Annotated in this window: 13 protein-coding genes; 5 read left to right on the forward strand and 8 right to left on the reverse strand. The window is 61.3% G+C overall.

All coding sequences use genetic code 11. The features are described 5' to 3' along the window. Nucleotides 1-5 precede the first annotated feature (5 nt). Nucleotides 6-725, reverse strand: coding sequence for a GntR family transcriptional regulator (locus tag HRU92_RS18935; protein ID WP_349236757.1), 720 nt, complete (start codon nucleotides 723-725; stop codon nucleotides 6-8). A 275-nt stretch (nucleotides 726-1,000) separates the two neighbouring features. On the opposite strand from HRU92_RS18935, the gene HRU92_RS18940 reads away from it, so the two are divergent. From HRU92_RS18940 to HRU92_RS18950, 3 genes are all read left to right on the forward strand, one after another. Next, a complete protein-coding gene (locus tag HRU92_RS18940; RefSeq protein ID WP_172125901.1) occupies nucleotides 1,001-2,035 on the forward strand; it encodes a proline racemase family protein in 1,035 nt (344 codons plus the stop codon). Between the two features lie 10 nt (nucleotides 2,036-2,045). Then, nucleotides 2,046-3,059: an Ldh family oxidoreductase gene (locus tag HRU92_RS18945; RefSeq protein WP_172125899.1), complete on the forward strand. Its 1,014-nt coding sequence runs from the start codon at nucleotides 2,046-2,048 to the stop codon at nucleotides 3,057-3,059. A 100-nt stretch (nucleotides 3,060-3,159) separates the two neighbouring features. Beyond that, entirely contained in the window at nucleotides 3,160-4,122 is a 963-nt protein-coding gene (locus HRU92_RS18950; protein ID WP_172125897.1) for a dihydrodipicolinate synthase family protein, read from the forward strand. Between the two features lie 89 nt (nucleotides 4,123-4,211). Here HRU92_RS18950 and HRU92_RS18955 read toward each other — a convergent pair whose 3' ends face one another. The 7 genes from HRU92_RS18955 to HRU92_RS18985 form a co-directional block, all read right to left on the reverse strand. Continuing rightward, nucleotides 4,212-4,403: a 2-hydroxymuconate tautomerase gene (locus tag HRU92_RS18955; protein WP_172125895.1), complete on the reverse strand. Its 192-nt coding sequence runs from the start codon at nucleotides 4,401-4,403 to the stop codon at nucleotides 4,212-4,214. 2 nt (nucleotides 4,404-4,405) lie between these two features. Beyond that, the gene (locus tag HRU92_RS18960; protein WP_173088902.1) at nucleotides 4,406-5,446 is read right to left on the reverse strand and encodes a proline racemase family protein; all 1,041 of its coding nucleotides are present in this window, start codon (nucleotides 5,444-5,446) and stop codon (nucleotides 4,406-4,408) included. After that, nucleotides 5,446-6,558, reverse strand: a complete 1,113-nt coding sequence (locus HRU92_RS18965; protein ID WP_172125891.1) for a cis-3-hydroxy-L-proline dehydratase — start codon at nucleotides 6,556-6,558, stop codon at nucleotides 5,446-5,448. The genes HRU92_RS18960 and HRU92_RS18965 overlap by 1 nt, the downstream gene beginning before the upstream one ends. Nucleotides 6,559-6,584: 26 nt before the next feature. Continuing rightward, nucleotides 6,585-7,307 (reverse strand): amino acid ABC transporter ATP-binding protein, encoded by a 723-nt coding sequence (locus tag HRU92_RS18970; protein WP_172125889.1) that lies wholly within the window; start codon nucleotides 7,305-7,307, stop codon nucleotides 6,585-6,587. Beyond that, nucleotides 7,300-7,953 (reverse strand): amino acid ABC transporter permease, encoded by a 654-nt coding sequence (locus HRU92_RS18975; protein WP_172125887.1) that lies wholly within the window; start codon nucleotides 7,951-7,953, stop codon nucleotides 7,300-7,302. Before HRU92_RS18975 ends, HRU92_RS18970 begins: the two co-directional genes overlap by 8 nt. A gap of 10 nt (nucleotides 7,954-7,963) precedes the next feature. Next, nucleotides 7,964-8,629: an amino acid ABC transporter permease gene (locus HRU92_RS18980; RefSeq protein ID WP_172125885.1), complete on the reverse strand. Its 666-nt coding sequence runs from the start codon at nucleotides 8,627-8,629 to the stop codon at nucleotides 7,964-7,966. 106 nt (nucleotides 8,630-8,735) lie between these two features. Further along, nucleotides 8,736-9,551 carry a transporter substrate-binding domain-containing protein gene (locus HRU92_RS18985; RefSeq protein ID WP_172125883.1) on the reverse strand — a complete coding sequence of 272 codons (816 nt, stop codon included), beginning with the start codon at nucleotides 9,549-9,551 and terminating at the stop codon, nucleotides 8,736-8,738. A 365-nt stretch (nucleotides 9,552-9,916) separates the two neighbouring features. On the opposite strand from HRU92_RS18985, the gene HRU92_RS18990 reads away from it, so the two are divergent. Next, nucleotides 9,917-10,360, forward strand: a complete 444-nt coding sequence (locus HRU92_RS18990) for a GyrI-like domain-containing protein (RefSeq protein ID WP_172125881.1) — start codon at nucleotides 9,917-9,919, stop codon at nucleotides 10,358-10,360. Nucleotides 10,361-10,461: 101 nt separating this feature from the next. Continuing rightward, nucleotides 10,462-11,763 (forward strand): hemolysin family protein, encoded by a 1,302-nt coding sequence (locus HRU92_RS18995; protein WP_172125879.1) that lies wholly within the window; start codon nucleotides 10,462-10,464, stop codon nucleotides 11,761-11,763. The last annotated feature ends 32 nt before the right edge of the window (nucleotides 11,764-11,795 follow it).

Consider the following 11,795-nt stretch of genomic DNA (forward strand, 5'->3'; position numbering starts at 1 on the left):
GAACGCTACAATGTGATTTTGGATACCGTTTCACGGTTGATGTAGCTTTGGATCTGTTTGACGATCTGTGCCGCGTGCTCGGCGGCCAAGGCATCCGCCCGATCGGCGTCGCCCGCTTCAATCGCCTCCACCATCAGGCTATGGGCTTCCACATATTGCTGGGGCAGCTTGTCATCAAACGAGCGGTAATAGATGCGCAGGATGCGTCGGCCTTCATCGAGGAGGCGCGCAAAGAGATTGGTGAAATAGCTATTGCCGCCCGCTTCGGCGATGGCGACATGGAAATCCCGATTGGACTGGATCATGGCCAGCGCGTCGCGACGCGCCACGGCTTGCGCATATTGGGCCTCGAACTTGCGTATCGTCTCGATCTGCTCGGGCGCGTGATGCACTGCCGCTGCCCGCGTCGTTACTCGATACATCAACGTCAGCGCCTCGAAGTAAACCGGAAGCTGGGCGAAATCGATGGTGGCAACCACGGTGTTGCGATTGGGCAGTGTCTTGGCCAGCCCTTCCGCCACCAGGCGCACCAAGGCCTCGCGGATCGGCGTGCGCGACATCTGGAACTGCTCGGAAAGCGTCACCTCATCGAGCGGACTGCCGGGATCGAGGGTAAGGTCCAGAATGGACTGCCGCAGCGTTTGATAGACTTTTTGCGCGCCCGACCCCCGGATACGACCCGGTTCGCCGGCAATCTTGGCCGTTTCGCTGGCTTTGGTTTTCACGGCGCGGCTCCCGGCATTCGCGGCGCACAAGGGCCGGCAACAATCACGAACCGTTTGTGCCGGCGTATTGCCCAACAAGGGGGCCGGCCAGCACGTCGACGGATGATCAGCGATAGGCGAGCTTAGCGGAGATTGCGGTTCCGGTTCAACGCCGGAGAACGCACCCCTGAGCAGCTTTGTTTGTCGACAGATTGGATATAGCGCCGGTATGATGTCAGGTGGCCGGAACTGCAGATGCCCGGCCGGGTGGCTCAATCTGCAAAGGAAATCCTCCCATGCGCTGGTCCAAGACCGTAACCCTTGTTGAAGCCCATGCCGAAGGGGAAGTTGGCCGCATCGTCACGGGCGGGGTCATCGATGTTCCCGGCGCCACCATTGCCGACAAGCTGCGCCATATCAACGAAGTCGACGATAGCCTCCGGCGCTTCCTGGTTTTCGAGCCGCGCGCTTCGGCCCAGATGAGCACTTGTCTCATTTTTCCGCCAACACGTCCGGACGCTGATATCGCCTTCATGATTTTGCAGGGCGACAAGGCTCATGCGATGTCGGGATCCAATAGTATTTGCCTCACCACCGTTTTGCTCGAGACCGGCATGCTGCCCATGGTCGAGCCGGAAACCATCGTGCGGATCGAGACGGCGTCGGGCCTCGTGACGGCGCGGGCCAGTTGCCGTAACGGCAAATGCGAACGGGTTACGCTCACCATGAACCCGTCCTATGCCCACCAGCTCGACGCCGTGGTCGACGTGGCGGGGTTCGGCAAGGTCAAGCTCGACATTGGCTATGGCGGGATTTTCTATGCGCTGATCGACCCGGCGCAACTCGGCCTCGAGATCAGGCCGGACCAGGCCAAGAAACTGGTGGAGGCGGGCAGCGCCATCCACCGCGCCGTCAATGCTCAGCTCGAGATTGCCCATCCCGAGATCGAGGCCATCAAGGGCATATCCTACACTATGTTCACCAGCTTCAACGAGGCGGGCGAACTCAAAGGCGCCACCATCATGCCACCTGGCCGGATCGACCGGTCACCCTGCGGTACTGGCAATTCCGCCCGTCTTGCCGTCGCGGCAGCGCGGGGCCTGGCCAAGCCTGGCGACAGTTTTACCGCCCGATCCATCATCGATTCCACCTTCGAGGTTACTTATGCGGGCGACACCACGGTGGCCGGCCGCCCGGCCGTGCAGCCCATTATCTCGGGCCGCGGCTGGATCCATGGCATCCACCAGATCGGCGTTGATCCTAGCGACCCCTATCCACAGGGTTACTCGGTTGCCGACACCTGGGGTGATGCCTTCGACCTGATGAACTAAGGGCATTGTTGTGACAGAAACGTCCACCCTGCGGCTTGACGAAGCCTTTGACCTCAGCGTTGCGGTGCTGGTCCGCAACGGCTTTGCCATCGATCACGCGACGGCAGTCGCCACCGTGGTTTGTGCGGGCCAGCGCGACGAGTGTCATTCGCATGGCCTTTATCGTCTGTTGGGCTGCGTCCGGTCCATCCGGGCGGGCAAGGTGGATGGCGTGGTGCAGCCTGAACTGTTCGACCATGCGCCCGGTATTGTGCGCGTCGATGCCAAAGGCGGCTATTCGCTGCTGGCCTTTGAGGCCGGCCGCACCATGCTGGTCAACAAGGCGCGGCAGAATGGCATCGCGGCGCTGGTGATCAACCACTGCTACCACTTTTCGGCATTGTGGCCCGAAGTCGAGGCCTTGGCGGCGCAGGGTGTTGTCGCCATCGCCATGACCCCTAGCCACAACTGGGTTGCGCCATTTGGTGGCACCAAGCCCGTGTTTGGCACCAATCCGCTGGCTTTCGCCTGGCCGCGTCCGGGCAAAGATCCCTATGTATTCGACTTCGCCACCTCCAGCGTGGCGCGGGGGGAAATCGAGCTGCATCGCCGCGCCGGCAAGCCAATCCCGCTCGATTGGGCCGTGGATGAGAGCGGGGCTCCGACCGACAGCGCAGAAAAGGCGCTTAGCGGCGCCATGACGACGTTTGGCGGCCATAAGGGCTCGGCGCTATCTACGATGATCGAGTTGATAGCGGGGCCGTTGATCGGCGATCTCAGCAGTATCGAGTCCAAGCAATTCGATAACGGCGCTGGCGCAGCACCCTATCACGGCGAACTTCTGCTTGCCTTCGACCCCCAGGTCTTCACCGGAGTGGAGGCGTCACGCCATGCCGACCGGGCCGAGATCATCTTTGATGCCATTATCGATCAAGGCGCGCGCTTGCCGTCGCAGCGGCGCTATGCTGCGCGGGCGCGTTCGCTTGCCAGCGGCGAGGTTGAAGTTCCCAGTGCCTTGCTGGCCGATATCCGCGCCCTGTTGTAGGCAGGCTTGCGCTGTCGACAAAAAGGATACAACGTGGCATGAATGGTAAGTGAACCGGGCAGGTGCGTTGACGCCTGCTCGTTTGCTGGACGAGGACACGATGCAAACCGAAATTTTCACGGGCGTAATTCCCGCACTGATGACGCCGTGCAATGCGGACCGTAGCCCCGATTTCGACGAACTGGTCCGCAAGGCCACCGAGCTCGTCGCTGCCGGCATGTCCGCCGTGGTGTATTGCGGCTCCATGGGCGATTGGCCCCTGCTCACCGATGCCCAGCGCATGGAAGGCGTGGCGCGCCTGGTCGCGGCGGGCCTGCCCGTGATTGTTGGCACCGGTGCAATCAACACGGCCTCAGCCGTCGCTTTGGCTACACACGCGCAACAGGTCGGCGCGGCTGGCTTGATGGTCATTCCCCGGGTGTTGTCGCGCGGCAATTCCCCCATCGCCCAGCGCCACCATTTCGAGGCTATCCTCGCCGCCGCACCAACTCTGCCCGCGGTGATCTATAACAGCCCCCATTACGGCTTCGAAACCAAGGCCGACCTGTTCAACGCCCTGCGCGCCAAGCATCCCAACCTTGTCGGCTTCAAGGAATTTGGTGGCCCCGCAGCCATGACCTATGCCGCCGAGCACATCACCAGTGGCGATGCCAATGTGGTGCTGATGGCCGGCGTCGATACCGGCGTTTACCACGGCTATGTCAAAGCGGGCGCGACCGGCACCATCACCGGCATCGGCAATGCCCTGCCCCGGGAGATCCTGCATCTAGTGGCCCTGTCGAAGGCCGCTGCCGCCGGCGATCCCGATGCCCGCATCCGTGCCCGGGAATTGGGCGAGGCGCTGGAAATCCTCTCCTCCTGGGATGAAGGCACCGATCTGGTGCTCTACTACAAGTTCATGCTCGAGCTGCAGGGGGAGGACGCCTACAAGCTCCACTTCAACCCCACCGACGAGCTGTCACCCAGCCAGCGCGCCTGGGCCGAACGGCAATTCAACCAGTTCAAGGCCTGGTATGCTCAGTGGAGCACCCTGCCCGGCGCCGTGCAGAACTACACGCGCTGAGGCGCTCACCATAACAAGAAGGCTCTCCAATTGGGGAGCCTTCTTGTTTCTGGCCCGATACGACGTCCCGTGGGCGGCGCCTTGCAGATCTAGGAGGCGGGCTTGTCCAGCAATTCGCCGGCGACTGCCCAGTTGTGTCGCGCCACATCATCAAAGACGATCCAGACACTCTCCCGCTTGGCCCCCGCATGCTCCACGACGGCATCGGTGATGGCCCGCGCCAAAGCGGCCTTCTGCTCGGGCGTGCGCCCTTCGTTCATTTCGATCTTGATGTAAGGCATGCTCAGAAACGGCCCTCCACTGGCCAGGTATCCGACAGGCGATAGCCGGTTGGATAGGGATCGGCGGGATCCAGCATGTGCTGGTGCGTGCCGGTGATCCAGGCGCTGCCGGCGATGATGGGCACGATGGCCTTGCGATCGCCCAGCATGGTTTCGCTGTCAATACGGCAATCAAAGCGCGAGCCGATAATGGACCGGCCGATAAACGCCTCGCCCACCTTGATCTGCCCCTTGGCGTGCAACACCGCCATGCGCGCCGAACAGCCAGTGCCACAGGGCGAACGGTCAATCTTGCCCGGGCGGATGGCCACGGCGTTGGCGGCAGTCAGCACGCCGTTCTCGTCCCGGGTTACGGGCGCGGCGATCTGGCAAAAAGAAAAGTGGCTCCATTCGGCATGCAGCGGGTGCTGGAACCCCAATTGTTCATTAGCGGCCCTGGTGATCTTCATGCCCATCAACGCAATGTCGCGCGCCTCATCAGGCGCAATGGCAAAGCCCAGGGCTTTGCTGTCGACGATCACGAAACTGTCCCCGCCATAGGCGGTGTCGACGGTGAGCGTTCCCACGCCTTCCACTTCCAGGGTGGCGTCGAGTTTGTCGGCAAAGGAGGGGTGGTTCTTGATGGCGACCCGTTCCGCCTTGCCGTTGCGGCACTGGGCGACGACCTCGATCAACCCGCCCGGTGCTTCGAGCACCATGCGCGTTTCCGGCTCCGTCATCGGGATAATGCCTGCATCGAGCAAGACAGTGGAAACGCACATGGAATTGGACCCCGACATTGGCGGGGTATCCTGCGGCTCCATGATGATCCAGCCCATCTGCGCTTTTGGGTTCTTGGGGGGCACCAGCACATTGACGTGCCGGAACACCCCGCCCCGTGGTTCCTGCAGCATGAAATTACGCAGCGTTTCGTCGGTCGCAAGGAATGTGCGCTGCTCCCAGATCGTGTCCCCCGGCGGTGGCAACACGCCGCCGGTTATCACATCGCCCACTTCCCCCTCGGCATGACAGGAGACCGTCTGGATGATCTTGCTGGTGCGCATCAGGCAGCCTTTCCGATCACCAGCACCGGCTCGCCCAGCACGTCGAACTTGGGTGTAACGCCGAGACCGGGTTCGTTGGACGCCGACATATTGCCGTTGACGCGCTGCGGCGCGCCATCGGCGATAAACACGGTGCCGTAGGAATTGAAGTCGGTGGCCGACAGGTAGAACTTTTCGGGCGTGGAGCAGGCCAGATGCGCGATGGCGGCGGTGACAATATCGCCGCCCCAAGTATCCTCGATGGTCATCGGAATGCCCGAGGCGACGCACAGGTCGCGCATCAGCTTGGCCTTGGTCAGCCCGCCGACCTTGGAAATCTTGAGGTTGATCGCGTCCATCGCGTCTTCGGCAATGCCCTTGAGCAGGGTATCGGCCCCACCGATCACTTCGTCGAGCACGAAAGGTAGGCTGGTGCGCCGACGGATGGAGACGCTTTCCTCATAGCTCATGCAGGGCTGCTCGATGTAAACATCGAGGTCTCGGACAGCATTTACCACGCGAGCGGCATCGGCCATGGTCCAGCCGGTATTGGCATCGCATACCAGAATGTCGGTGGGCTTGAGGATGTCGCGGCAGGCGCGAATGCGCTCGATATCGTCATTGGCATTGCCGCCGACCTTGAGCTGGAACTTGGTATAGCCCTCGGCGCGGTAGCCATCGATCTTGCGGGCCATGGCCTCGGGATCTTCCTGCGAGATGGCGCGGTAAAGGGCGACTTCCTCCTGCTCAAGACCGCCGAGCAATTTATAAACGGGAAGCCCCGCGACCTTGCCCAGAATATCCCAGCAGGCAATGTCGATGGGCGCCTTGGCATAGGGGTGTCCGCGCAGCACCGCATCCATCTGGCGATTAAGTGGTCCCAGATCGGTCGGGTCCATGCCAATGAGCTTGGGCCCGATTTCGCTGATGCCGGCGCGCACGCCCGCAGCATAACTCGGCAAATAGGCTGAGCCCAGGGGGCAGCATTCAGCATAGCCGGTGATGCCGGCATCGGTCTCCACCGCCACGACTGTGGAGTCGAACACCTCCATGAAATTGCCGCCCGACCAGCTATAGCGACCTTCCTTGAGTGGCAGATCAACCTGCCACGCTTTGATAGCGGTAATTTTCATCTGGATCGCCCTGCTGGTGAGTTCGGCTAAAGCACCGAAGCTAGGAATTCTCTGGTTTCCGGACGCTGGGGATCGCCGAAAATCTGCTCGGGCGTCCCGATCTCATGCACCTTGCCGGACTTGAAGAAGGCGACACGGTCGGAGACTTCGCGAGCAAAGGCCATTTCATGGGTGACGAGGATCATCGTCATGCCTTCCTTGGCGAGCAGACGCATGGTGTCGAGCACCTCACCCACCAGCTGCGGATCAAGGGCGGATGTGACCTCGTCGAACAACATATATTGCGGGCTCATCGCCAGGGCGCGCGCGATGGCCATGCGCTGCTGCTGCCCGCCGGAAAGCTTGCCGGGATAGGCGTCGAGCTTGTCCCCAAGCCCCACATGCTCAAGTTGCTGACGACCGATCGCCTCGGCCTCGGCGCGGCTCTTGCCCAGCACTTTACGCGGGGCCAGTGTGACGTTTTCCAGTACGGTGAGGTGGGGAAAGGCGTTCCACTGCTGAAAAACAATGCCGATTTTCGTGCGCAGCTTGTTGAGGTCGGTCCCCTTGGCATGCACGTCCACGCCATCGACGCTGATCTTGCCACCCTGGATCGCCTCAAGGCCATTGATGCACATCAGCAGTGTGGACTTGCCCGATCCGGAGCCACCGATGATCGACACCACCTCGCCCTTGGACACGCTCAGGCTCACGTCATCCAGGACCCGCAGCTCATTGTAGTATTTCTGGACGTTCTCGATCTCAATCATTCTCGCGCCATTTCTTTTCCAGTTTGGCGCCCAGGCGCGAAATCGGGAAGCTGATAATGAAGTAGATCAGCCCGGCTATGCTGAGCACAAATAGCGGCTCCTGAATGCGGGTGACGATGATCTGCGATGAGCGCAGCAACTCGATGATGCCGAGCCAGGACACCAGCGCTGTATCCTTCATCACCCCAAGCGTCAGGCCGATCCAGCTGGGCAGCATGATACGCAGCGCGATGGGGTAAACAATATTGGTCATGTCCTGCCACCAGTTCATGCCCAACGAGCGCGCGGCGCGACGCGTCGTCACCGGCACGGCGGCAATGCCGCCCCGGACCAGTTCGGAACAATATGCGGAGGTGTAGAGCGCCAGCACCACGCAAGACACGATAAAGGCGCTGATGTTGAGCCCGGCGATCGCCTGGAACGCGTTGACCAGGACGAGCTGGATCAGCAGCGGCACCGAGCGAAAGATATCGAGCAGAAAGGCCAGCGGAGCGCTCGCCCACCAAGGCGTAGTCGCCCGGAATACGCCGAAGACGATGCCGAGGAGCGTGCCGCCGAGCATGGCCCAGAAGGTGATCAAGAGGGTGACACCAGCCCCCTGCAGCAAAAAACCGATATCGTTGAGGCTCAAGCCAGTTTGGAACATGACTGCCCCCTCAATATCGGAACAGTCGATAGGCAAGAAGGCGGGCACCCAGCGTGACCGCCTTGGCAAGCAGGTAATACATCACCGCGGCCAAGGCGAAATACTCAAAGGTGCGGAACGTCTTGACGTTGAGTTGCTGGGTGATGCCAGTGAGATCGGTATTGAGCCCCACCACGACGCCCAGCGAGGTCATCAGGATCGCCCACACCATCTGGTTGGTCACCGGGTAGAACACGGCACGAAACATCTGCGGCAACACGATGAGCCGGAAAGCACTGATCGGGCCAAAGCCCAGGGAGCGCGCGGCGCGCACCTGAGTGGCGGGAACGGCCCGCAGCCCACCCCGGAAGGTCTCGGCAAGATACCCGGCATTGTTGAAGGCAATGCCGGCCAGCAGCGCCACGAAACTGTCGAGATGGATGCCGAACTGCCCGAGGCCGAAATAGGCCATGTAGATCTGGAACAATGCCGGCGTATTGCGGGCAATCTCGATCCAGGTGCTGGCAAGGCCACGGAGAAACTTGCTGCCCGAGCCACTCATCAGTGCCAGCAACACGCCAATGATGATGCCGATGATCATGGAAAGGATTGCGAGCTGCAGCGTCACCACGGCTCCGCCCAGCATCTGCGGCAACGCTTGAAGCGCCGGACGCCAGTGGAAGGTATAATTAAACATCAAGGGCGCGTTCTAACCATCAGGGCTACAATTCTCGCGGCGCTAGAGCTCACCGTAGTGGCGCAGAAAAAAAGGAGCGCCTGCCCGGGCGCTCCTTGCCAGATCCTTAGTAATAAACGCCCGGAACCGTCAGGTTCGGCGGCTCGCCTTCACCAACCCACTTGGCGTAAAGCTCGGCATAGCGGCCGGTGCGGACCTGCTGATTAACAAAGAGGTTGAGGTAGTTGAGCAAGCCCTGCTCGTTGCGCAGAGTGATGAGACCAACATAATCGATTTCGTAGGGCGCCTTGCCGCCCATGACGAAACCGGGGAAATTGCCGGTGGCGATGGTGGAAGCAGCGACGGTGGAGGTTACGACGGTCGCATCGATCTGGCCCTGCGAAAGCGCCAGCATCACGTCCGCCTGGGTCTGGTAGGAACGGAACGAACCGGCCGGGTCAGCCCATTCGTTGACGCTTTCTTCCAGGGCCAGAGCCTCATAGGTGCCAGAGGTGGAGCCCACCTTCTTGCCTTTGAGACTGTCGTAATCGGCGATACCCAGGCCTTCCTTGGTCAAGACCACCATTTCGAAAGCAAAATAGGGGATGGAAAAACCAACGGTCTTGGCGCGCTCGAGCGTATCGGAGGTCGAGGCAACGCCGATATCAACGCGCCCTGAAACCAGCGCGGGGATGCGGTCGGGAAACGGGGTTTCGACGATTTCTGCCTGCACGCCGAGCACCGCGGCAAGGTCGTTGCAAGTATCGACGTCAAATCCGACCGGGTTGTTGTTTTCGTCGCGCGATCCCATCGGCGGAAAATCCAGCACCACGGCGCAACGCAGGGTGCCCGATGCAATAATGTCATCGAGCTTGTCGGCATAAGCAGGAAGCCCGGTCGCCAAGGAGGCAAGCGCCAAGGCGGCGGTAAGCAAGAGTCTCATGGTGTCCCCTTCTCGTACAGCCGAGCATGGCACTCGACGTGTCGATCCTAAGTAAAGAAAGCGTATACCAACGCTTCGAAGCGTCAATACCCCTAAGACGTCTTTTGTGCGCAAGCTGTCGACAGCAACACTGCGGATGCCTATCGGTGTCTCGGCGTGTGGAGGTCTTGGTGCTTAGTCCCTCATCCTAAAGCCAGCGAGCACTCACTGCGGCGAGGATATGAGCTCATCGCCTTGCCGCCAAGCCGACGGGCTGTGCTATGTGAGGGCTTTGACCAACAAGCGCTCAGCAGCAAAGAACGCAATTTCGCGCTGACGAGGCGCGCTGCAGCCGCGCTCGCTCAAACCGCCTGGACTGGTGACCAATGATCGAACTCATCGAACTGCCCGAACTCACTGCCATCGGCATCATGGTCGAGGCGCCCGAGCCAGAACTGGCACAAGCAATCTCGAGGGCATGGACCTGGCTGTTTGAAACCGAGACCGGAGCGTCGAGCTTTCTTGCCGCCTCGATCGGCGTTGAGGGCGCTATCCATCGTGAACTCGTGGGCTTTCTGGCCGCCCGCAAAACCGATGTGCCTCCCGGGATGATCCTCTATGAGATCCCGGCACAACGCTATCTGCGGATCGGATATGAGGGACCCGTGAGTGGCATAGCCGATGGGTTTGCCCAGCTTTATGCGTACGCCGCCGCACGCGGCCTAACCGCCACAGAGTTCAAACTCGACTTCGGCTACATCCCTGGACTACCAGCGGTGCGGCATGAACTGCATGTTGCGCTCGCCCCGGAGATCCTGCGCCTCGGCTAAGAGCTTGAGCCGTGCGGCCCCGCTTGGAAGACATGCCCCCTGCCGATTGGACGTTCAGTGGGCGTGTCGCTATGAAGACCCGGCATTAACTGGAAAGCAATATGACTCCCATCCTCGGCGTCTTGCTGATCATCGGCCTGATCGGCGTCAGCGTGATCGTGTCGCTGTCGGAAATCGCCTTCGCGGCAGCGCGCGAAGTGCGCATCCGCGCGCTGGCTGAAGGGGGCGACAACAGGGCCCTGCGGTTCGTGGCGCTGCGGGGCGAGGCGGGCAGCGTTATCACCGCATTGCAGATCGTGACCAATGCCGTGTCGATCTTGGCGGGTACGCTCGGGCATGATGCGTTTGGGCCGGTTTTCGCCGACGCCCTGCGGCTGGTGGGCGTTGCCCCCGACCTGGCCCTGCCGATCGGCTCCGTGCTGGCCTTCTTGCTGGTCACCATGCTGTTTGTGCTGCTGGCCGACCTGACGCCCAAGCGCATTGCCATGCTGGTGCCCGAACAGGTCGCCCTGTCGCTGGTGTGGTTTCCCGAAACCTCGGTCAAGGTGCTCAAGCCCCTGGTCTGGTTCTTCGGCAGACTGTCCGACGTGATCATCGGCTGGTTCAACATCGAGTCCAAAGTGGCTGCCGACGAAGTCACGGCCGAGGACTTCCGGCTTATCCTGGCTGGGGGTGCCGCGTCAGGCATGCTGATGAAAAACGAACATCGGCTGATCGAAAATGTCCTGGCGCTCGAGTTGCGCAGCGTCACCTCGGTGATGACCATTCGGGACGACATCGTTTATCTCGACATCAGCGACCCCCATGAGGTGCAGCAGGACAAGGTGCGCCGCCGGCCGTTTTCGCATTACCCCATCTGCGACGGGGGCATCGACGCGGTGATTGGCTGTGTTCGCGCCGAGGACGTGCTGGTCACCGCCATGGACAAGCATGGCGAGGTGGATTTCGCCAAGGCCCGCCGCGACGTGCTATCAGTGCCCGACACGCTCAATGTTTGGGAGGTCCTTGCCGAATTCCAAGCCCAGAGCACAGGCTTTGCCCTCGTGGTCAGCGAATACGCCCATGTGGTTGGCGTGGTCACCTTCAAGGACCTAATGGGCGCGCTGATGCAGGGCCTGGCCAACCCCTTCGAAGAGCAGGCAATTCTCAAGCGCGATGAGCAGAGCTGGCTTGTCGACGGCGTAGCGCCGTTCGTGGATGTCACGCGCACCTTGGGGATCAAGCACCTTGAAGCCGAAGCGGCCTATGAGACCATTGGCGGCTTCATCGTCCATCGGCTGCGCCGAGCGGCCCGCAAGGGCGACAAGGTGGAAGCAGCCGGCTATGTCTTTGAGGTGGTGGACGCCGACAAGATGCGGCTCAACCAGTTGCTGGTGACCAAGACAGGCAAGGCGAAAGGCTGACTCCCGCCGCCTTGGCACCGGGCACGGCCGCA

The sequence above is a fragment of the Devosia sp. 1635 genome, assembly GCF_013185955.1.
GTDB lineage: Bacteria > Pseudomonadota > Alphaproteobacteria > Rhizobiales > Devosiaceae > Devosia.